General features: G+C 42.5%; 15 protein-coding genes. 7 read left to right on the top strand and 8 right to left on the bottom strand.

All coding sequences use genetic code 11. The features are described 5' to 3' along the window. Positions 1-47: 47 nt before the first annotated feature. Positions 48-359 (bottom strand): co-chaperone GroES, encoded by a 312-nt coding sequence (gene groES / locus I8748_RS07690; protein WP_096558463.1) that lies wholly within the window; start codon positions 357-359, stop codon positions 48-50. A 245-nt stretch (positions 360-604) separates the two neighbouring features. Here groES and I8748_RS07695 point away from each other — a divergent pair, with 245 nt between their 5' ends. The 3 genes from I8748_RS07695 (at position 605) to I8748_RS07705 (ending at position 2886) form a co-directional block, all read left to right on the top strand. Further along, complete coding sequence (locus tag I8748_RS07695; protein WP_198124041.1) at positions 605-1078, top strand: (2Fe-2S) ferredoxin domain-containing protein; 474 nt, start codon at positions 605-607, stop codon at positions 1076-1078. Positions 1079-1413: 335 nt separating this feature from the next. Next, complete coding sequence (locus tag I8748_RS07700; RefSeq protein ID WP_017652699.1) at positions 1414-2091, top strand: response regulator transcription factor; 678 nt, start codon at positions 1414-1416, stop codon at positions 2089-2091. Positions 2092-2418: 327 nt separating this feature from the next. Next, positions 2419-2886, top strand: coding sequence for a DUF4058 family protein (locus tag I8748_RS07705; protein ID WP_198124042.1), 468 nt, complete (start codon positions 2419-2421; stop codon positions 2884-2886). A gap of 588 nt (positions 2887-3474) precedes the next feature. Here I8748_RS07705 and I8748_RS07710 read toward each other — a convergent pair. Continuing rightward, positions 3475-3669 (bottom strand): hypothetical protein, encoded by a 195-nt coding sequence (locus I8748_RS07710; protein WP_198124043.1) that lies wholly within the window; start codon positions 3667-3669, stop codon positions 3475-3477. 13 nt (positions 3670-3682) lie between these two features. On the opposite strand from I8748_RS07710, the gene I8748_RS07715 reads away from it, so the two are divergent. The 4 genes from I8748_RS07715 to I8748_RS07730 all read left to right on the top strand — a co-directional run bounded on the left by I8748_RS07715 (position 3683) and on the right by I8748_RS07730 (position 10709). Further along, positions 3683-4648, top strand: coding sequence for an RpnC/YadD family protein (locus tag I8748_RS07715; RefSeq protein WP_198124044.1), 966 nt, complete (start codon positions 3683-3685; stop codon positions 4646-4648). 56 nt (positions 4649-4704) lie between these two features. Then, on the top strand, positions 4705-4974 hold the full coding sequence (locus I8748_RS07720) for a hypothetical protein (protein WP_225896350.1): 270 nt from the start codon (positions 4705-4707) through the stop codon (positions 4972-4974). 241 nt (positions 4975-5215) lie between these two features. Then, positions 5216-6847, top strand: coding sequence for a tetratricopeptide repeat protein (locus I8748_RS07725; protein ID WP_198124045.1), 1632 nt, complete (start codon positions 5216-5218; stop codon positions 6845-6847). 394 nt (positions 6848-7241) lie between these two features. Further along, entirely contained in the window at positions 7242-10709 is a 3468-nt protein-coding gene (locus I8748_RS07730; protein WP_198124046.1) for a PAS domain S-box protein, read from the top strand. 316 nt (positions 10710-11025) lie between these two features. On the opposite strand, the gene I8748_RS07735 is transcribed toward I8748_RS07730, so the two are convergent. The 6 genes from I8748_RS07735 to I8748_RS07760 all read right to left on the bottom strand — a co-directional run bounded on the left by I8748_RS07735 (position 11026) and on the right by I8748_RS07760 (position 21381). Next, entirely contained in the window at positions 11026-12012 is a 987-nt protein-coding gene (locus I8748_RS07735) for a PRC-barrel domain-containing protein (protein ID WP_198124047.1), read from the bottom strand. Between the two features lie 58 nt (positions 12013-12070). Then, the gene (gene smc / locus I8748_RS07740; RefSeq protein ID WP_198124048.1) at positions 12071-15682 is read right to left on the bottom strand and encodes a chromosome segregation protein SMC; all 3612 of its coding nucleotides are present in this window, start codon (positions 15680-15682) and stop codon (positions 12071-12073) included. A gap of 520 nt (positions 15683-16202) precedes the next feature. Beyond that, positions 16203-18020, bottom strand: coding sequence for an ABC transporter ATP-binding protein (locus I8748_RS07745; protein ID WP_198124049.1), 1818 nt, complete (start codon positions 18018-18020; stop codon positions 16203-16205). 391 nt (positions 18021-18411) lie between these two features. Next, entirely contained in the window at positions 18412-19464 is a 1053-nt protein-coding gene (locus I8748_RS07750) for an aliphatic sulfonate ABC transporter substrate-binding protein (RefSeq protein ID WP_198124080.1), read from the bottom strand. A 177-nt stretch (positions 19465-19641) separates the two neighbouring features. Beyond that, positions 19642-20640 carry an aldo/keto reductase gene (locus tag I8748_RS07755; protein ID WP_198124050.1) on the bottom strand — a complete coding sequence of 333 codons (999 nt, stop codon included), beginning with the start codon at positions 20638-20640 and terminating at the stop codon, positions 19642-19644. Between the two features lie 75 nt (positions 20641-20715). Continuing rightward, positions 20716-21381 carry a carboxylesterase family protein gene (locus I8748_RS07760; protein ID WP_198124051.1) on the bottom strand — a complete coding sequence of 222 codons (666 nt, stop codon included), beginning with the start codon at positions 21379-21381 and terminating at the stop codon, positions 20716-20718. Positions 21382-21443 lie beyond the last annotated feature (62 nt).

Genomic DNA, 21443 nt, shown 5'->3' on the forward strand with positions numbered 1-21443 from the left:
TGTCAGTTGTCATTTGCTACTGACCACTGACTACTGACTAATGACGATTACGCAACGACTGCTAAAATGTCTTTTTCAGAAAGCAGTACATATTCTTCGGTGCCGAGTTTGATGTCGGTGCCAGCGTACTTGGAGTACAACACCTTATCGCCGATTTTGATTTCCAATTCTTGACGGCTACCGTCGTCATTACGCTTGCCAGGGCCAAGGGCTACTACTTCGCCTACTTGGGGCTTTTCCTTAGCGGTGTCGGGCAAGTACAAACCACCTGCGGTTTTTTCTTCAGAGGCGCTCACTTTCACGAATACGCGATCGCCTAAAGGTTTTACTGTAGATACGCTTAGAGATACAGCTGCCATAGAATTTTCTCCAGAGTTAGCACTCTCAACTCCTGAGTGCTAATTTACCGAAGAGCAGCACCCAATGGCAATAATTGCTTGTGTACGGGTTCCCGAACTCGGTAATCGCAGGCTCACTTAAGTATGAATACTCAATTATTCAGAGCTTTCGGGTTCTGTTCTGTAAGTTACGAATATTTTTATATGGTCAAGTTTGTTTGCAAAGCTTGCAAATTGTTATAGAACTGTAATCAGGGAGCCGCTCAATGAGTAACAATACAGTGATCCAGAAAAGCCGACAAATCCCCAAAACCACTAAACCCCCGGACAATCAAGCCTTAAGTAATTGTGTAGAAACTCTGGGACTAGCAAAAATTCAGCGACACATTTTTCTTTGTGCTGACCAGACAGTTGCTAACTGCTGTTCAAAACAAGCTAGTGTGGAAGCCTGGGAATACTTAAAAAAGCGTCTCAAAGAGCTAAAACTCGATCGCCCCCAAGAAAGTCGTCCCACTTGCATCTTCAGAACCAAAGCCAATTGCTTGCGAGTTTGTTGTTCTGGGCCGATAATGGTTGTTTACCCGGATGGTGTCTGGTATCGCCAAGCAAACCCGGAAGTTATTGAGCGGATCATCCAAGAACACTTGATAGGCAATAAGGTGGTGGAAGAATATGCATTTTTAACCCATCCTTTGCCGGAAACTCCCTTACTTGCTTGTGAACATTTGATAGAGGCTTAACATCTGAAGGATATAGTAAAGCAGTAAGCCAATGAAAGCGCGGGTTGTTTTGCAGCTAGGGTCATCTTAAGCCAATACTTACTTGTGAACTAGTGTGAACTAGAAGGATTATTATTTAATCAACGTTTTCCACCTGCCGCTTTCAAAGGGATATATAATAGCGCATTATAAAAACTACTGCTCTACGTATCCTTACTGGACTTCTGCCAATGAGCTAGTGGTCTCCTAAAAAGTAATCAACACTTTTGAGACTTCGAGGAAGCAAAGGCAAGTTAAGTGGGAAAAAGAACAACATCTCAATAATCCACCATAGAGGATAACCATTCAAGACCTTGATGGACCGAAGCGCGACAAGTGCCACTGCTATGAAAGAGCCCAGCATGAAAGATCACAAACGACTTCTATTGATTGATGATGACCCTAACCTCATCTTGCTGGTGAAGGATTACTTGGAATTCAGAGGATATGAAGTCATCACTGCTGAAAATGGACGAGAAGCTCTGGAAATCTTAGAACAAGATGTACCAGACATGATCATCTGTGACGTAATGATGCCAGAAATGGACGGCTACACTTTTGTCGAACAAGTCAGGCAAAACGAACGTACCGGTTGGATTCCCGTTCTCTTCCTTTCAGCCAAAGGACAAAGTGCAGACCGAGTGAAAGGGCTGAATAAAGGTGCTGATGTATATATGGTCAAGCCTTTTGAACCCGAAGAACTCGTAGCACAAGTAGAATCTTCCCTCAAGCAAACTATCCGTTGGAAAGAACACCAAGCTAAGGGAGGAGAAAACGGTTCCCGCATTCAAGTACCATTTGATGTGCAGTTAACCCCAACCGAACTGAAAGTAGTACAGTTTGTAGCCAGGGGTTTAGCTAACCGGGAAATTGCTGAAGAATTAAATGTTAGTCAGCGAACTGTTGAAAGCCATGTGTCCAACATGTTGGGCAAAACCAATCTCCATAACCGCACTGAACTAGCGCGGTGGGCGATTGAAAATCAAATGGCTTAATTAGCTATCAGCGTTCAGCCGTCAACTGACTGCTGACAGCTGATAGCTTAATTTTTGGTTTTTTATTATTCAGAGGGCTGATTGTAAAGATTTATGTTGCGATCGCTCTGACCACTGACTTTTGTGACTACAAAAATGGCTGTGGAATCTTAGTCAGAAACTAGTAACCAAATGACTGAAACTTGGAAAAGTTTTTCAAGTACTACTTTGGGTGCGTCTATTATTTTTAATTTAGCCATAATAATATCATAATAATATATTTTATACCAATTCTCTAAAATCCGGCAAAAAATTAAAACCAGGACTTAGACAGCAAAAAATGCTCAAATGCCGAATCTAGCCATAGCTGCACCTACGGTTTCGCCTAAAACAGTGACAGTTCCCTTACCTGAGACAGTGGAAGAAGGTCAGCAGGTATATGAAGAAAAACGCGAACAAGTATTAGCCAGTCGCAGCAATTTAGTAGAAATTGATTTATTGCCTAAAGGCGACCCCATGCGGATGATTGGCAATAATATTCAAAGTCACTATCGGATTTTAGTATGTCGTGGCGATCGCCGTCCTTATGCTGATTTATATGCCTTTAATTTACAAGATGTAATTCCATCATTTACCCTACCTTTGCGTTCTAGCGATACGGAACCAATTATAGATTTGCAGGCATTGTTAAATGAGGTATATGACATCTACGGTTATGATTTGGTAGTAGATTACAGTCAACAGCCAGTACCAGCGTTGTCAGAAGCAGATGCAGCTTGGACGGATGCACTGTTGCAGGAGAAGGGTGTAGGGTAACAAAAGAATCTATAAATATTTTAATTAACTAAGTATAGGGTATCAAAAAGATTAATTGCTTGGAATTTTTCTTTGGCAGCTAAGTATCTACTGTTGGGTTAGTTACCCACCACAATAGATGAAATTAAGATGGTGCGTGACTTCGTTAACGCACCCTATGAAAATTTGGATAATTTATTTTTTGTTAATCCCTTCGTGCTTTGCTACTCCATTCCTTTGGTTTAGTATTCTGTAAGCAAATTTTTAGATCTAGAAGTTGAAACTGCATATCCTTAATTTGGCTTTCTAAAAATGTAATACGTGATCTCATCAAGCTAATTTCTTGTCGTGTAATATTCTGATTAATTTCATCGATTAGCTGCTTTTGAAAAAATTTAAACAGCCATTTAAAAGGTATAATAACTGACTTGATCAGGTTGAAAATAATCATCGCTTTGAAGCTGGTAAAGAATATCAATATAAATAGTATTCATTTAGTCCTCAAAAGTCTCGACCGCTAACTAGGACGCCATTATGTTATTTATTCACCTACATTCAAAGCCAAAGTGAGAAATCTGTAGTAAACCTGTACTATATAGTCGCACTTCCTCACCAAAAGCGATCGCACACACCATCAAAACCCATATAATAATTAGCCCTCTCCTCGCAAGCGGGGAACTGGAGTTGGTGAGTTTTGCGCTGTTGGCTAATTAATATTTCATCTATTATCGAGAGCGCGATCGCACTCTCCCGACTCCTCAAAACTCTGGCATAATCAGACATGGCTGCATCTGCAAAACTCAAGTAAATTACCCCAATGTCTAACGACGAGTATGATAGCCCTTGGAAAGAAGCTATAGAAACCTACTTTCAAGAATGCATTGAATTTTTCTTTCCTGTGGCTGGGGAGGGGATAGACTGGAAGCGAGGCTATACTTTTCTGGATAAAGAGTTACAGCAAGTAGTTCGGGATGCAGAACTAGGACAAAGATTTGTAGACAAGCTGGTTCAAGTTTGGCGACTTAATGGTGAGGAAAGATGGGTATTAATTCATCTGGAAGTGCAAAGTAATGAAGAAACTAACTTTGCTCAACGGATGTACGTCTACCACTACCGCCTGTTTGACCGTTACAATCGGTCTATAGCTAGTCTAGCCGTCTTAGGTGACGATCGCCCCACATGGAAACCAGATCAGTTTAGCGATGAGTTATGGGGTTGCGAAATCAAATTCAAGTTTCCCATTGTGAAATTACTGGACTATAGTCAACAATGGACAGAATTAGAAGCAAGTTCTAACCCCTTTGCTACAGTAGTAATGGCTCATCTCAAAGCCAAGGAAACACGCCAAGATAATCAAAGACGCAAACAATGGAAGGTTGATTTAACCAAACGACTCTATGAAAAAGGTTATCAGCGCGAAGATATCATCAACTTATTTCGGTTTATTGACTGGGTGATGAGATTACCTGAAGATTTAGAGAACAGTTTTTGGCAAGAAGTAACTCAATATGAGGAGGAAAAGAAAATGCCGTATATTACCAGCGTAGAAAGAAGGGGTATTGAACAAGGTATTAAACAAGGTATTGAACAAGGTCTTGAAGAAGGGAAAAGACAAGTACTTATTGAAAGTCTTCAAGTCTGTTTGGAACTAAAATTTGGCAGTGAAGCACTAACAATATTACCAGAGATTGCCCAGATACAGAATGTAGAGATATTAAGTGCTATTCTCGCCAGTATTAAAACTGTGAATAATTTAGAAGAACTACGGCAAATTTATCAATAATTTATTACTCAAATCTTCTGTTGAATATTTGTCTATGAAAAACGAGTGCATGGGTGATGAGATTACCTGAAGATTTAGAGAACAGTTTTTGGCAAGAATTAACTCAATATGAGGAGGACAAGAAAATGCCGTATATTACCAGCGTAGAAAGAAGAGGTATTGAACAGGGAAAAAGAGAAGTACTGATTAAAAGTCTTGAAGTGTGTTTAGAACTAAAATTTGGCAGCGAAGGACTAACTATATTACCAGAGATTGCCCAGATACAGAATGTAGAGATATTGAGTGCTATTCTCGCCAGTATCAAAACTGTGAATGGTATAGAATAACTCCGACAAATCTATCAATAATTTACTACTCAAATTCCACTGTAAAAAGCAGTGATGTTTGATAACAGGCTGCTATGTCTTAATACGTCCCTGTCTGCAAAGTTAATTATATTAAGTTAAATAAAGATTAATTACAATAAATTAAGCATTTTTTGAGAATATCACCCAAGATAATTTAAGAGTTTACGCCGAATCGATATTTTAATAGAATAATCTCATCAAAAGATTCGCAGAACTCTCAATGGACTGGATTACCTTACTGCGATCGCTACAGTCTGATTTTATTAAAAGGTTAACGTCTGGTTGTCTGCTGCATTGCGAGACAGAAGGTCAATACAGTGAATTAACTATCATCTCTGGAGAGAGATTAAAAACACTAAGGGCATTTTGCTGGCAAATGGCTGAGAAATACAAGCGTGTTTCGCCAGTACGTGACGTTTTTATTAGTTATCTCAAGGGTAAACTTGGTGAAGAAGTTGTCAAGGAACGCTTAGCTGATTTTATTACCGAAGTCGATTATGAAAAAAGATTTGGCGGCGATGGCAAGATTGATTTTACCTTAACTTCTCATCCCGGAATTGGCATTGAGGTAAAATCACGTCAAGGTACTACCGATAAAGTCAGATGGTCAATTAGTTCGGAAGAAGTTGAAAAAAATGCTGTTGTAGTTTGCATTTTAATTCAAGAAGAGGTGAATGAAGCACAATCTGAGTATCACCTTTTTTTGGCTGGCTTTCTGCCGACACAAATGATTAAATTGAAAACTGGTAGAATCTCGTTTGGTATAGAGCAACTTTTATATGGTGGTGGCTTGCGGTACTATTTGGAACAATGCCTATTTTCTGATAATTATAATTCTCCTCAGTCGGAAACTCTAATTAATCAATTTTACGCCAAGCCACAACCGCTATATACTTTTAATAATCAGTTAATTAAACCTTCTTTAGATTTGGTTGTAGATAACCGTCGAAATTCACACCAAGAAGATATAAATTATGCAAAGCTTGGTGATGATTGTTTGGAAAATGGACAATATGAAGATGCTATTACTAACTATAATCAAGCTTTAAAACTGAATTTGCATGAGATTGATATTTACTATAAACGAGGTTTAGCTTATTATCAGATTGGAGGTTATGAGGCTGCGATCGTAGATTATTCTCAAGCAATCAAAATTAATATCAAAGATGCTAAATCTTACAATCAGCGAGGTTTGGCTTATTATCAACTAGGGAATTACGAAGAAGCAATAGCAGATTATACTCAGGCTATCAATATTAATCCTAATGTTGCAGTCGTTTATAAAAACCGTGCTGAAGCTCGTTCTCATTTAGGAGATAATCAAGGAGCAATTGAAGATTACACTCAGGCAATCAATATTAATCCTCATTATGCCAATACTTATAAAAATCGGGGTATTGCTCGTTATTTACTAACATATCCCCAGGCATTTACTCAAGCAATTAAAATTAATCCTCATGATGCTAATGCTTACAAAAACCGTGGTAACGCTCGCTCTGACTTAGGCGATTTTGAAGGTGCAATTGAAGATTATACGCAAGCAATCCAGATTAATCCCAACTATGCTGATGTTTATTATAATCGTGGGAATGCTAACTATGAGTTAGGAGATTTTGCAAGTGCAATTGAAGATTACAATCAGGCAATCAAAATTAATTATAATTATGCTGATGCCTATTATAATCGTGGTAATGTCCGCGCTGAACTAGAAGAAAAACAACGAGCAATTGAAGATTTTCAAAAAGCAGCAGATATCTATCGTAAACAAGGTCAATTAGAAGCACTCAAAGATACGCGAGAAAGACTTTTAGATTTAGAAATACAAGAATCATTAGATATTTTAAATTTTTAGTAATTAATTCAAAGAATATTTAAAATTTAATTCAGGAAATTTCTGATACAGTTCACTCCCCCCAGCTTCCCCAGCTCCACGGCAGTCCGCTCAAGTCAAGAAACCATGAGCGACTGCCTCTCCCGTTGGGGGACACCCCAAGACCGCACTGCCTCCTCAATGTATCAACTTGAAAGTGAAACGGTATTAGTGAGGTTCGTAGCGTCACCTCTGAACCCGATCCAATCTCTAGATTTGCAGTTTTGCACCTATCGCTTAGACTGATAAGAGTGTAAGGTTTTTCTCCCCACCCCTTGTCCAAAGTCCTAATTTTTCTTATCACTGCGTCAGTTCTCACAATTTCAGATTTGAGATTTTGGTTCAAAATTATGTGTATAAAGCCAGACTAAATATAATGCGCTCTTGGTTAAACAGTACACTTCGCATACGCTTAGTAATTCTCGTCCTTTTAGCTGTTGTTCCAGCACTAGGATTAATTCTTTATACTGCTTCCGAACAACGGCGTACCGCTACAGCAGAGGCACGAGAACAGACACTACAGCTGGCGAGATTGGCGGCTAATAACCAAAAGCAGGTTGTAGAAGCAACCCGTCAACTGTTGATGATATTGGCACAGTTGCCAGTTGTCCGTCAGGCTAATTCAGCAGAGTGTAATCAATTGCTGTCTGATATCCTTAAACAGCATTCAGCTTATGCTACTTTTGCTGTACTTGATGCTCAAGGAAACACAATTTGTACCGGGATTCCCTACTCTGGCTTGCCGAATGCAAAAAATCGCAGTTATTTCCAACGTGCTTTACAAACCCGGAAATTTGCAGTGGGTGAGTATCAAATAGGTCGCGCGACTAAAAAAGCTACTCTAAATTTCGCTTACCCAGTTGTAGACAAAGCAGTGCAAGTGCAAACTGTGGTTGTAGCTGCACTTGATTTAGCTCAGTTAAATCACTTGGCGGTGCAATTAAAAATGCCTGAAGGCGCAGTACTGAGTGTGGTTGACCGCAAAGGAACACTTTTAGTCCGCTATCCTGATTCACAAACTTGGGTAGGCAAATCTTTACGCCCAGATGCTTTCATAAGGATGAAAAATGCTCAGGGTGAAGGTATGGATGAAATAACTAGCCTTGATGGTATGCGGCGAATTTTTGCCTTTGTCCCATTAGGTGATAATCCACTCAACCCAGATGAATATATTAGGGTTGGTATTCCCAAGTCTGAAGTTATTGCTAATGCTAATAGTTTATTATTCAGAAACTTAATTAGTTTGGGTGCTGTTACCTTTTTAGCGATCGCTGCTGCTTGGGTAGGTGGAGATATCTTCTTTATCCAACAAATCAAATCTTTGGTGCAAACAGCCAAGATCTTGGGTAGTGGTCAACTCAACACACGTACTGGACTTTCTCATATATCGGGAGAACTTGGTCAACTGGCGCAAGCCATTGACGAAATGGCCGCAGCACTCGAAGCACGAGAGATGGCGATCGCTTCTCTCAGCCAAAATATGCAAACCTTATTTGAGTTAATTCCCATTGGAATTTTAATCACCGAAGATATGGAATTTAAGGAGGTAAAATCTAACCCAGCATTTGCTGAAATTTTAGGTTTATCTTCCAAAGCTAATGCTTCCCATACTCCCGTTAATGCCCCGTGTCCATCTTACAACATTTTGCGGCAGGGAAAGGAACTCTCACCAGAAGAATATCCGCTACGCTATGCAGCCATTCATAATACAGAAGTCAAAGGTACAGAAGTTGATATTGTCCGCGGTGATGGCGTTGTATTTAATTTATTTGGTTATGCTGCTCCCCTAATTAATGAGCAGGGTAATCCTAGAGGAGCAGTAGCTGCATTTTTAGATATTACTGAACGCAAGCAGACAGAAGAACGCACACGTCAGTTGATGAGCCAGGTGCAACATCAAGCCAATATCTTAAATGCGATTCTCTCTGCCTCGGTAGATCATATTTTTATTTTTGATCGGGATGGTCGTTATCAGTATGTCAGTGAAGGTGGTGCTGCCGTTTTAGGTTGGACACCAGAGGAGATAGTAGGTAAGACTTGGCAAGAACTGGGTTTTGCTCCAGAAATGTTTGCTACGATGGGTCGGGTAGACACCCAACGAGAAACAGTAATGACGACGGGGAAACCCGTGAAGGCAGAGACTGAGTATAATGCTGCTGATAGGCTGCATTGTTACGAATATATTTTGGCTCCCCTATACACTCCTGAGCAAACGATGCCTTCGGCAACATCTTCGACGAACGCCGGCGTAATTGCTGTATCTCGTGATATTAGCGATCGCAAGCGAACCGAGCAAGCGCTGCGAAAAAGTGAACAACGCCTGCGACTGGCACAAAGAGCAGGAAAAATTGGCACTTGGGAATGGAATCTACGTACTGGTGAGGTATCTTGGTCGGAGGGAATATGGGATATCTTGGGGTTGGAAATAGATACAGAAGAACCTGGCGTGCAAGCTTGGGTTGATTTTATCCATCCTGACGATCGCCCACGGATCATGGCAGGCGTGGAAAAAGTATTAGCTGAAGGTAAAGAATACTACGATGAGTTCCGCATTGTCCGCAAAGACAACACAGTTATTTGGTTAGCATCGAAAGGGCAAATTATCCGAGATACAAACGGACAAGCCGAGCGGTTTTTGGGAGTTAACATCGACATTAGCGAGCGCAAGCAAGCCGAAGAAGAACGCGAAGAATTACTCCTACGCGAACAAGCTGCACGAGAAGCAGCCGAAACCGCCAACCGCATTAAAGATGAATTTTTGGCCGTGTTGTCTCATGAATTGCGAACACCACTAAATCCCATACTTGGCTGGGTAAAATTGCTACGGACTCGCCAATTAGATGAAGAGAAAAAAGTGATCGCTTTAGAAACAATCGAACGCAATGCCAAATTACAAACTCAACTAATTGGCGATTTATTAGATATTTCCCGCATTCTGCAAGGTAAATTAACGCTGAATATTTCTCTGGTTGATTTAGCTGCAACGATTGCAGCTGCCAAAGAAACAGTCAGATTGGCAGCAGAAGCTAAAGCGATTCAAATTCACACTGAGATAGCACCTGAAGTCAAGCCTTTTATGGGTGATGCTAGTCGCTTGCAACAGGTAGTGTGGAATTTGCTGTCTAATGCAGTGAAGTTTACCCCAATTGCTGGCGAAGTACAAATCAAATTAGAGTCTAGCAATAACTACACTCAGATTCAAGTTAGTGATACAGGCAAGGGCATTACACCAGAGTTTTTACCTTACGTGTTTGAAACCTTCCGTCAAGCTGATAGTGCCACAACCAGGAAATTTGGTGGACTAGGATTAGGATTAGCGATCGTCCGTCACATTGTAGAAATGCATGGTGGCACAGTTCACGCCGACAGTAAAGGAGAAGACCAAGGAGCAACCTTTACGGTTAAATTACCGCAGATTACTACAGTTCTAAAACCAAATCAAAATCAAAATTTATCTAAAATCTCGTTAAATTTGCGCGGCGTGCGAGTGCTGACAGTTGAGGATGATCAAGATACACGAGAACTACTGGTGTTTACAATTGGGCATTATGGTGCCCAAGTGACAGCTGCTGCATCCGCCAGTGAGGCATTAAAGATATTAAAACAATTTCAGCCAGATATTCTGGTGTGTGATATCGCTATGCCAGAGATGGACGGATATACGCTGATCCGTCAGATCAGAACTTGGCCCAAAGAACAAGGTGGACAGATAAAAGCGATCGCGCTGACAGCTCATGCTGGAGAATCTGATCAAAAACAAGCTCTAGCAGCAGGTTTTCAAAAGCACTTATCCAAACCGATAGATCCTGAAGAACTCATAGAAGCGATCGCTAGTTTAACGTGAGTTCGACGGGTTGAATCCACATTGCACAAGTGCGATTGCAAAATATTGTATGGCCTTAACCACATAGGTTATATCCCACATTCCGCACCCTAAAGTGTCACACTACGAATTTTCGGTTTTTGGGGTTTTGTTGATACGCGATCGCAATTTTATAGTATTTACGTACTATTTGCTGTATTTTTGAACCATGAGAACTGAAGCAGTGTTTAAAAAATAAGCCCCCTCCTTTCAAATCAGGAGAGGGCTAAAGTAATTTGAAACTAATTCGTAATTTTCCGGTTTAATTACGAATTACGAATTACGAATTACGAATTAGTTAATATCCGCCTTCCTCTTCGTATTCTGGCTGTCTTTCCTTCACCTTCTTAGGAATATTCACCGGTTTTGGAGCATCTTCCCAAGCATCACCATCTACATCGTCATAGTCATCGTAATCATTGGTGTATGGCTTGCTGTAGGGTTGGGCTTCATATTTGGGCGGTTGATACCTGTCCCTAACCGTTTCATCACTCCAGTTATCTTCTTCTTCCTCTTCTTCGTATCGAACTGACTCATACGGCTGCGCCCTCATGACTTCGCGCCGTGGTCTTTCTTCTTCGATATAATCTTCATTCCACTCCTCTTCCCGTGCTACTGGTTCAGGGGTGCGAACTCTCGGTTGGGGTGGCTGCAATGGCACTCCACTGGGAAGTTGTCTATCTGCTGGAGCTGCTTTGGGTGGACTGTAGCCGTACTCCTCATCTGCATCTCGTTCCCAAGGCGCTTTGCCAATACCGAGACGTTCAAGTAAACCAACTGTCAACTGTTGTACCCGTTCTTCGGCTCCCTCAAACACAATCAACCGACTGGGGCCAGTGCTGACAATTTCATCCACCGAGAACTCATAGGTACTGAGAAATTGGTCGGGAATTTGAGGTACACCCAAAGAAGCAATCACTATCGAGTAAATCTTACCGGTTTCACCATTGAACTTAAAGCCCCGGACTCTGCCTAAGACTTCGCCTGTTTCTGTGATGACTTCCCAGTTAATCAGGCTGCTGAGAGCTTCAACTTCAATATCTTCTATTACATCTTCATTATCAACCAAGATGACATCGCCAATTTGGTTGATGTTGTTGAGGTACATGTAGCGCGGCAGACCCGAAATAGAGATCAGGCTGTCTCGCAAACCAAGTGCCACAACCTCCCTTTGATCTATATCCACCCAAACTTGACTCACGATCCCTAGTCGCTTGCCATTGTCGCGGGTAATCACCTGGGTATTTAATATGTCGGATCGCCTAATTATCTGTTCAGAGGTCATTCTATACCGAGTCCTGATCTCGAATCCGGTTTATCTATACACTATTATTAACAAAAACTCAAGCAGATGTATTGGGTGATTGTAACTTAATACCCAAAACTTGGGTATAGGCTCCCCTTGCTTGAGTAACGCCAATTGTGCGTTCGGCTGATTCTATCATCGGACGACGCAAACTCACAACTATAAATTGTGCTTGTTGTGCCTGTTGTTTAATCATTTTAGCTAATCGTTCTACATTTGCTCCATCTAAAAACATATCCACTTCGTCAAATGCATAGAATGGCGACGGACGGTAGCGTTGTAAGGCAAAGATAAAGCTTAAGGCTGTGAGTGATTTTTCTCCCCCAGACATAGAAGCTAGCCGCTGTACAGGTTTACCTTTAGGATGTGCGACTAAATTTAGTCCACTGTTAAAGGGATCTTCGGGATTTTCTAGTTGCAGGTAGCCATCGCCCTCGGAAAGGGTAGCAAAAATCGATTGAAAGTTTTCATTGACAGCATCGAAAGCTTCTCTAAAAGCAAGTTGCCGTAATGTTGTAAAATTCTCAATCCGCAAAAGTAATTCAGTGCGTTCTGCTTCTAGTGTCTGCAATTTTTGGGAGAGTTCTTGCAGACGGTTTTGGGTGCGTTCGTATTCTTCCAAAGCCAGCATATTCACTGGTTCCATGGCCTGCAAGCGTTTAGAGAGCGATCGCAATTCTTTTTGCAATTCTTCTAAGTCTACTTGATCTGGCACCTCTGGCAAAGGATCAGGTAATTCTGCGGCCAGATCACGCAACTGATTTTGTAAAGCTGCTAATTCCTCACGTCGCTTCATCTGGGTTTCTTGGAGTTTTTCGAGTTCCCATTCCAGTTGTTGCTGGCGTAGAAGATGCGATCGCAATTCTTGTTCTGTGGCGTCGCGTTTTTGTTTTTCTTCTCCCAAACTCTTTTCCATTTCACTCAACTTTGCGCGGGTTTCGGCGATTTGAGTGCTGAGTGCTGAGTGCTGAGTGCTGAGGCTAGTTATTTGATTTTGCTGGGTTTCTTGCTCATGATGATACTGAGCTATTCGCACTTCTGCTTCTTGGATTCTCTCTTGCAACCGCTGCTGCTGATTTTCCAAATTTTTTAATCTTTGCTCTGCTTCCCGTAATGCTGTCTCGCGTTGTTGTAATTCTTGCTCTTGATTTTTAATGGTTGCCTGTATTTGCTGCCATTCACTAGGAGTTTGGGAAGCTTCCAACTCTGCTAAACTATGTCGCAATTGTTGCAGCTGAGTTTCTTGTCCTGGTAATTCCCGATCCAATACCTCCAAACGCGATTGAGCAGTGGCGAACTTTTGGCTATTTTGGGAAAGTTGCGATCGCGTTCCTTCTAATTGTGCTGTCAAACTCTTGATGTCTTTTTGCAACTGTTCCAATTGCAACTGCTGTTCTCGCCGCGTTTGTCGTGCTTCGATGAGTTCTTGCGTTAGTTGTTTTGTCTTGGTTGACAAATTAGCGATCGCTTCGGTACAACGTTCTAAAATCCGCTCAATATCCACCAAGCGATTTTTTAAAGCGGCGACTTCTTCTGATTCTGCGGCTTCTGCATTACCAAACCGCAAGGCGGAACGTTGGGTATTACTACCGCCAGTCATCGCACCGCTAGTTTCTAACAATTCCCCTTCTAAGGTGACAATGCGATAAAGCCCTAAGTTTTTCCGCGCCGTCTCCAGAGTGGAAAATACCACCGTATTACCAAAAACGTAACTGAATACATCTTTATAACGGCGATCGCAATCGATTAAATTTACAGCATAATTAATAAACCCGTGAGCCAAACGCAGCGTTGCATCTTGAGTAAATTTCGGCGCAGAAATTTTATTCAGCGGTAAAAATGTTGCTCTCCCGGCGCGTTTTTGTTTCAACAGTTCAATTCCGGCGGCGGCTATGCCATCATCTTCTACCACTATATGTCCCAAGCGTCCGCCAGCGGCAATTTCTAAAGCTAATTGAAAGCGCGGTTCTACCCGTCCTAACTGTACAACTAACCCACAAACACCAGGCATTCCCGATTGCAAGATGACTTTACTAGCTTGGGTACCTTGCACTTCTTGCTGTGCTTGAGCTTGTGCTTCTAGTTTATCCAAAGTGCGTTGTTTTTCCCGTTGTTCCTGCAACAGGCGCTTTTGGGTTTCCTGTTGGATTTGGAGTTCTTGTTCTGTAGCGGAGAGATTTTGCGCTAAGTTTTGGATGGGTTCGCTAGATGTGTTAAATTCTGTTTCAACTTTGCTACATTCAGTTTGTTTTTCTGCTAAGTGAGGCTCCAAAGTTGCAATTAGCTGGGTTTGCTCTTGAATAAGTTGTTGTAATTGGGTATTGCGTTCTCTCAGTTGTGCTTGTTCGGTGCGTTGTGGTTCCAGAGTTTGCAGTAAAGTCTCAATTTGACGGTTGAAAGTTGTTTGTTGCTGCACCCAAGCTTCCGAAGCCGAAGCAATTTCTGCTGCTGCTTCGCGGGAATGAGAAAGCGCTTGTCGCGCCTCATCCCTTTGCCGTTCACAATAGACAATAGATTGCTGTTCTACAACTTGTGTTTGAGCAATTTCACCTAAAGCATGTTGGTGTTGTTGAATTTCTTGTTGAGTTTGCGTTAAACGTTTAGTAGTTTCAGTAGAAGCTGTGGTTAATTCCGTTTGCTGACGCTGGAGTTGTTTACGTTCTGCTTCTTGGGTGGCAAGAATCGATTGTACCGCCAATAGTTCCTCTTCTCCCAATGCTTTCACATGGGCATTGAGTTGTTCCAGTTCAGAAGTTTTTTCAGCGATTTGGGAATTTAAAGTGGTGAGTTGGGTTGTGAGTTCGCCAGAATTGCGATCGCCTGATTGAATATCAGCGACTAACTTTTCTTGCTGTGCTTGCAAAGAACGCCATGATAAAACAGCTTCCCAAGATTGTTTTGCCAGAAATTCCGTACGCAGCTTTTGATATTTCTCTGCCTTGGCTTTATCTTGAGAAAGGCGATCGCGCTGTGCAGTTAATTCTGTCTCAATAATCCGACAACTATCTTCCTTCTCCTTCACCTCATCTAAAGTATCTTTAGCTTGATTAATCTTGCGATCGAACGCCGCCACCCCCGCCAATTCATCAATAATTTCCCGACGTTCTTTTGCATTCATCGAGATAATACTGGTGACATCCCCTTGCAGCACAACATTGTAGCCTTCAGGATAAATCCGCAGATTATTTAATTCCTCGTGCAATTCCGTAAGCGTACAAGCTGTACCATTAATATAGTAATTCGATGTATAAGTTCCTTGGTGTGTAACTCGCAGTTTCCTGGTTACACTCCATTCAGTAGTAAGTGCTGAGTTGGAATTATTTTCATTTTCCTCTGCGCCTTCTTCACTTTGCGTCTTTGCGCCTTTGCGTGAAATTTCATCTGACAAATCAAACGTCACCGTGACGCTAGCTTCAATAGCAGAACGTGCTTTAGCTGTTTGGGCGTTATTTACCAAATCCGGTAAGCGATCGGCTCGCATTCCCTTAGAACTAGCAAGTCCCAGACAAAATAGCAGTGCATCTAAAATATTAGATTTACCAGAACCATTTGGCCCAGATATGACAGTAAACCCAGGTAGCAAAGGGACTTGGGTAGTGCCGCCAAAGGACTTGAAATTGGTAAGTTCCACGCGCTTAACATGTACCATGCAATCAATAACGCAATATGAATATTTGGTAACTGAAAACGAGGCAAAATGCTGGTTTAATGATCAAAAGAGTGGTTTTCAGTGATTTAGTATTACTTACAAGTATATTTTTAAACTTGACAAACTTGAAAAGACATGCTCATTCTTCTTTCATTATCTTTATATTTCCCTTTTAGTTGTGTCGGAAGTTTTTAAAGTATTACTATAGCTAATTTTCAGCTTTTCTTTCGGGGATGCTTTTTTATGGTTTGTATCCTTTATACAGCAGTCTGATAATTATAGAGGGGGAGAAAGCGAGTGTTGCTCGCTTCCTCCCCCTCTATTTTGATATCCCAATACTAAGTAGCAGTTTGAAGTAGTACAGCCGTAGTCACATGGGGAGCAGACATTTTGAAAACGTGAAAGCTAGGAATAGTCAGACTTTTACCTCCTGCTATACAATTTCTTCCCCCCTGCTCCCCTGCACCCCCGCTCCCCTGCTCCTCTTACGCTACCTACTCTTCAGCTTAACTGAGTCTCATTAAGCCCCTACAGGTAGGAATCCACCTGCTTGCATTCTCCATAACCTGTGGTAAGCACCACCGAGTGCCAGCAGTTTAGTATGAGTGCCATCTTCGACAATGCGACCTTGGTCGAATACCAAAATGCGGTCTAGGTGGGCGATGGTTGACAGGCGATGAGCTACGACGATCACCGTTTTCCCATTCATCGCTAAATCTAAGGTATCCTGGATTGCTTTTTCCGTAATCGAATCAAGGCTGGAGGTGGCTTCATCTAAGATAAGGATGGGTGCATTTTTGAGGATGACGCGGGCGATCGCAATACGCTGTCTTTGACCTCCCGACAGTTTGACACCCCGTTCACCCACCAAAGAATCATAACCCTCTCTCATCTGGGCGATGAAGTCGTGAGCATAGGCTTTGCTTGCTGCTTCGATTACTTCCTCATCGGTTGCATCCAGTCGCCCGTAACGAATATTTTCTAACAGCGTCCGGTGAAACAGAGAAGGATCTTGAGGAATCAAGCTAATTTGGGCGTGTAGGGCATCTTGAGTCATATCTCTAACATCAACCCCATCAATCAAAATCTGCCCTGATTGTGGGTCGAACAGACGCAAAATCAGATTGACGAAGCTGGATTTTCCAGAACCAGAAAAGCCCACCAATCCCACACGCTGACCCGGTTGAATGGTGACAGAAAGATTTTCAAACACTTTTTTTCCAGCCGAGTAGCTAAAATGCACTCGGCGAAACTCAATGCGACCTTTGGTGATTGAATGTGCGATCGCTCTATCCCGATCAATCAGTTCGTGGGGTTGAACGATAGTGAAGACACCATTTGCGACATTACCAATATGTTCAAAAAATTCTAAAAAGCGTCGGCTCAAATTGCGTGCTTCACTAATGATTAACAGTGAAAGGCTAGTAGCCATCACAAAGTCAGCAACAGCAATCTGTCCACTACTCCAAAGTGAGAGTGAGTAATACAGCGTGCCTATTTTTAGTACTGCTGCCGATATAAACTGAAACCAGCGGACTCGCTCAGAATACCAGTTGGATTTTCTCACATCTCGGAGTTCTTGCGCCAATTGTTCATTCAGATATCGTCTTTCAAAACCCAAACGAGCGAACAACCGCACACTGCTAAGATTTGTCACAGAATCAACGATTATGCCTGCTGTCTTACTTCTGGCGGCTGCGGCTTGGCGTGCATAAGGTCGGCAGCGAGTAGCCAGCCAAAAGGAGATACTGATAAATACTACCGCCCATATTCCCACGAAAATAGCAAGTCCTTGATGAGCGTGAGAAAGCAAAACAGTAGAGACTCCAAACACGATCACAACAGGCATAAATTCGTTAATCAGCATTGCCAGTGTCTGAGTGACACCCATAGAAGTCTCGGTGATGCGATGGGCTAACGCTCCAGCAAAACTGCTGCTTAAGTAGCGGTGAGAATGATACTGCAAGTAGGCATACAACGATTTAGTGACGTGCTGACGGTGGAGAGGATGGAGAATAGTATGGCAGAGTCCTGACGAACGACCGAATAACACCTCACCGATACTTAAAGCCGCGAACAGCATTAGGGGTTGGCTTACTGCTTCGAGGATTGACCTGCTGTCGCCGGTAGAGCGAGTTACACCCCGCATAATCTCGCCAATGGCATAGGGTAACATGATGCCACAGATGGCATGGAGCGCTTCCAGGATAACCATAGCCACATACCACCATCGGAAATAACTGACAAAATAACAAATGAATCTGAATGGAGTAGCTGGTAAATTGGGCGCATCAGTAGCACGTTTAAAGGGTTTGGATTGGCTAGCCTTTTTCCTCATGAAAGTCGATCTCGTAGCATAATTTTAGCTTCTGGGCAAAATAAAAATAGAGGACTGAGTAACACCAATTTGTAATTTGTAATTAAGAAACTCCAAACAATAAATTATCCATTTTTTTAAGATTAATATAATTTTCATGATTAGTTTTTTAATAGCATACTTAGCATTTCCAGTTTTAAAACTTTTATGATATCTCTTTATTATTTACTTGATCAAGCTACCAAACGAACATTATGTTTAAATTTTAATACTATTTGTAATTTAATAAAAATTGACATAAAAATCATTGCTAAGGTAGAAATTCAGTAAATCTAAATTTCTACCTTAGGTTTGTTTTATCCCTCATTACAATGCTAAATTTATCTGTTTTTTCTCACCACTCAATACATTACTAGACCATAATTTCTGGTGGTGTGATTGCAGCATAAACATCAGGTGGTAGTAACGCATCTCGAATGTTAATTTCCTTTGGTATTACACCTGCTTCAAAGAACAAATCTGCTACACGTTGTTGTTCTGCGATCAGTGCAGGACTTAGACCTCTGCGTCCTACAAAAGTACGACGAGACATCACCCTTGCTACCACATCCTCATCAAGCTTTTGTTCAGTAATCATCAATTTAGCTACTTCATCTCGATGTGTCTCTGCCCACTTATCAAGGTCTTGAAGCTCTTCAATGATAATTTTTAGCAAACCTGGGTTTTCTTGGGCAAACTTTCTCTCAGCAATATAATAGCCACCAGGAGAATCTAGCCCAACAGAATCTCTAAGGACTCGAATTCTGCCCATCTTTTCAGCGATCGCGTAGTGAGGATCGCCTGTCATCCAAACGGGAATTTTACCTTCAAGAAAAGCAGCGCGTGCCTCAATGGTCGGTATACTTTTGATTTTGATATCTTTAATGGTTAAGCCAATGGATTGCAAGGCTCTGAGAATAAAATAGTGCGATGCCGAACCTTTTTGAAAATAAACTTCTTGCCCCTTGATATCCTCAAATTTTTTGAGTGGAGACTCTGGAGGTACGGCAATCACACTACTTTTTCCTGTCCTTTGGTTTCTTTGTGTACCGACGACATAAACAAGCTTTGATCCAGCAACTTGGGCAAAAATTGGTGGCGTTTCTCCCACTGATCCCACATCAACTCTTCCCGCAGCCATTCCTTCCATCAGCTGGGGGCCTTGGACAAATTGCGCCCATTCTACCTTAATCCCCAGTGGTTCCAAGCGTTTCTCTAAAACTTTGCGATTTCTGAACAAATCCCCCGCACTTTGGTATCCCATCCGTAGAACTTTAGTTTTTATAGCGAGGGAATTTAGATTAGCAGTAGCACTATTTGACACATTCTGTTGGCTTTGTTGGCTACAACTTCCTAACATATATGCCATAGAAAAACCACACAGACCTGATGTAGCAACATTGAGAAAACGACGGCGTTTAATCATAGCTAATTTATCCATGAGATGTTTCTGATTTGAACTAATTCTGGTTGTCATTTACAAAAAATTTAAGTATTGGGCATGGAGCATGGGTCATTGGGCATTGGGTATTGGGAAAAGGGAAAGAATTATTGTTCTGCTCCTCTGCTCCCCTGCTTCCCCTGCTCCCCTGCTTCCCAGTCCCTAACGCAGAGAATCTCCCCTGCGGTATTCCGCGGTGAGGTCGTCTAGTTTTTGTTTCAAATTGTTGTCAAGTTTGACTTCCACAGCCTTGAGGGTATCGGCAAGTTGTTCTGGGCGACTAGCGCCAATGATGGGGGCAGTGACAATTGGATTGGCCAGAACCCAAGCCACTGCTAGGGTAGTGAGCGACAATCCAGCCAGATCCGCCACTGTGCGTAATTCCTCAACAGTATTAAATTCGCGATCGCGCCAGTAGCGTTCTTGATAGTGTTCTGCGGCAGCACCCAGGGTGAAACGAGTGCCTGATGTAGGCCCTTGAGCTAGACTATGTTTACCCGTGAGTAGACCACCCGCCAAAGGATTGTATGGAATTACACCCAGTCCTTCTTCTTGCGCCAGTGGTAATAGTTCTCGCTCAATTTCGCGGAACAACAGATTGTAGCGGGGCTGAATCGAGACAAAGCGAGTTAGATTTCGCACATCAGCGCGACCCAAGGCGCGGCTGAGTCGGTAGGCTAAGAAATTAGAAACTCCGATGTAGCGTGCTTTGCCAGCATGAACCACCGTATCCAGTGCTTCTAAGGTTTCATCAAGGGGCGTTGATGCATCATCAGAGTGTAATTGGTACAGATCAACATAATCGGTTTCCAGCCTTTTGAGGGAAGCATCAATTGCATCAAGAATATGTTTACGCGAAGCACCCTGATCCCAAGAGGCAGGGCCGACTCGACCTACACACTTAGTAGCCAGGATAAAATGTTCGCGTTTGCCTTTGAGCCAGCGCCCAACAATTTCTTCGGTACGTCCAACAGTGCTAAGCCCGCCGCCCAGGGGATAAACATCGGCTGTATCCAGAAAGTTGATTCCAGCATCAGCGGCGGTATCGAGGATGACTCTGGAAGTTTCTTCATCGGTCTGCAATCCGAAGGTCATGGTACCGAGACAGAGGCGCGAAACGGTCAATCCGGTTTTACCGAGCTTAGTAGTTGGTAACGTCATGTTATTAGTTAATAGAAGGGCAAGGGTAAGAGGACACAAAGACGCGGAGAATCAAGATGTCCCCGCATCTTTCCCTTAAACAGCTACAGAAGTGCGACGGCTTTGTGAAACCAGCCACTGTTGCAATTTCGGATCGCCGTATACCTCATCTGCAATAAAATGATCGCCTTCAGGCAGCACTGCCAAATCTACTATCCCCCCTTGTCCGCGCAAAGTATCGACAATATGCTGTGCATCTTCAAGGGAAAGGTTTTTATCCTGTCCGCCTTGGAATATCTGGATGGGAATTTCCTTGAGTGCAGCTAGTTGGTTTTGTTCTAATGTTTTGGGCACACGACCCGACACTGCTACTAGACCAGCGAAGCGACCAGGATGGGAAGCCGCGATATGCCAAGCCCCAGCCGTACCTAAGCTGAACCCAGCCAAGATCACACGCGATGCATCGATAGGGTGGGAGGCGATGAGATTATCGAGTAAAGCGATCGCATCTGACTCTCGCTCCACCCAGGTTTGTCCTTCAAGAATCTGGGGTGCAGCGAAGAAGTAAGGTAACGAGTTAGATGAATCTACAAAACGAGGTAGGCCCCATTTCAACAGCACATTCAGATCAGTACCGCGATCGCGTCCTCCGTGCAGAAACAGCACTAGAGGCGCTGGTTTATTAGCATCATCTGAAGCAAGCGAGAAAAGATAAGGCAAGGAACCATTGCTGGTGTCGTATGAGCGTTGTTCGACGGGCATAATCGTGACTCCTAAAGATTGGGGATAGAAATTTATTTTCCTCTGCTCCCCTACCCCAGACT

The sequence above is a fragment of the Amazonocrinis nigriterrae CENA67 genome, from assembly GCF_016056305.1.
In the GTDB taxonomy this organism is placed as follows: Bacteria; Cyanobacteriota; Cyanobacteriia; order Cyanobacteriales; family Nostocaceae; genus Amazonocrinis; species Amazonocrinis nigriterrae.

Bases quoted from the DNA above. Each gene is read 5' to 3' on its own strand.
- groES (WP_096558463.1), bottom strand. From the start codon at position 359: ATGGCAGCTGTATCTCTAAGCGTATCTACAGTAAAACCTTTAGGCGAT.
- I8748_RS07695 (WP_198124041.1), top strand. From the start codon at position 605: ATGAGTAACAATACAGTGATCCAGAAAAGCCGACAAATCCCCAAAACC.
- I8748_RS07700 (WP_017652699.1), top strand. From the start codon at position 1,414: ATGGACCGAAGCGCGACAAGTGCCACTGCTATGAAAGAGCCCAGCATG.
- I8748_RS07705 (WP_198124042.1), top strand. From the start codon at position 2,419: ATGCCGAATCTAGCCATAGCTGCACCTACGGTTTCGCCTAAAACAGTG.
- I8748_RS07715 (WP_198124044.1), top strand. From the start codon at position 3,683: ATGTCTAACGACGAGTATGATAGCCCTTGGAAAGAAGCTATAGAAACC.
- I8748_RS07720 (WP_225896350.1), top strand. From the start codon at position 4,705: ATGAGATTACCTGAAGATTTAGAGAACAGTTTTTGGCAAGAATTAACT.
- I8748_RS07725 (WP_198124045.1), top strand. From the start codon at position 5,216: ATGGACTGGATTACCTTACTGCGATCGCTACAGTCTGATTTTATTAAA.
- I8748_RS07730 (WP_198124046.1), top strand. From the start codon at position 7,242: ATGCGCTCTTGGTTAAACAGTACACTTCGCATACGCTTAGTAATTCTC.
- I8748_RS07735 (WP_198124047.1), bottom strand. From the start codon at position 12,012: ATGACCTCTGAACAGATAATTAGGCGATCCGACATATTAAATACCCAG.
- smc (WP_198124048.1), bottom strand. From the start codon at position 15,682: ATGGTACATGTTAAGCGCGTGGAACTTACCAATTTCAAGTCCTTTGGC.
- I8748_RS07745 (WP_198124049.1), bottom strand. From the start codon at position 18,020: ATGAGGAAAAAGGCTAGCCAATCCAAACCCTTTAAACGTGCTACTGAT.
- I8748_RS07750 (WP_198124080.1), bottom strand. From the start codon at position 19,464: ATGATTAAACGCCGTCGTTTTCTCAATGTTGCTACATCAGGTCTGTGT.
- I8748_RS07755 (WP_198124050.1), bottom strand. From the start codon at position 20,640: ATGACGTTACCAACTACTAAGCTCGGTAAAACCGGATTGACCGTTTCG.
- I8748_RS07760 (WP_198124051.1), bottom strand. From the start codon at position 21,381: ATGCCCGTCGAACAACGCTCATACGACACCAGCAATGGTTCCTTGCCT.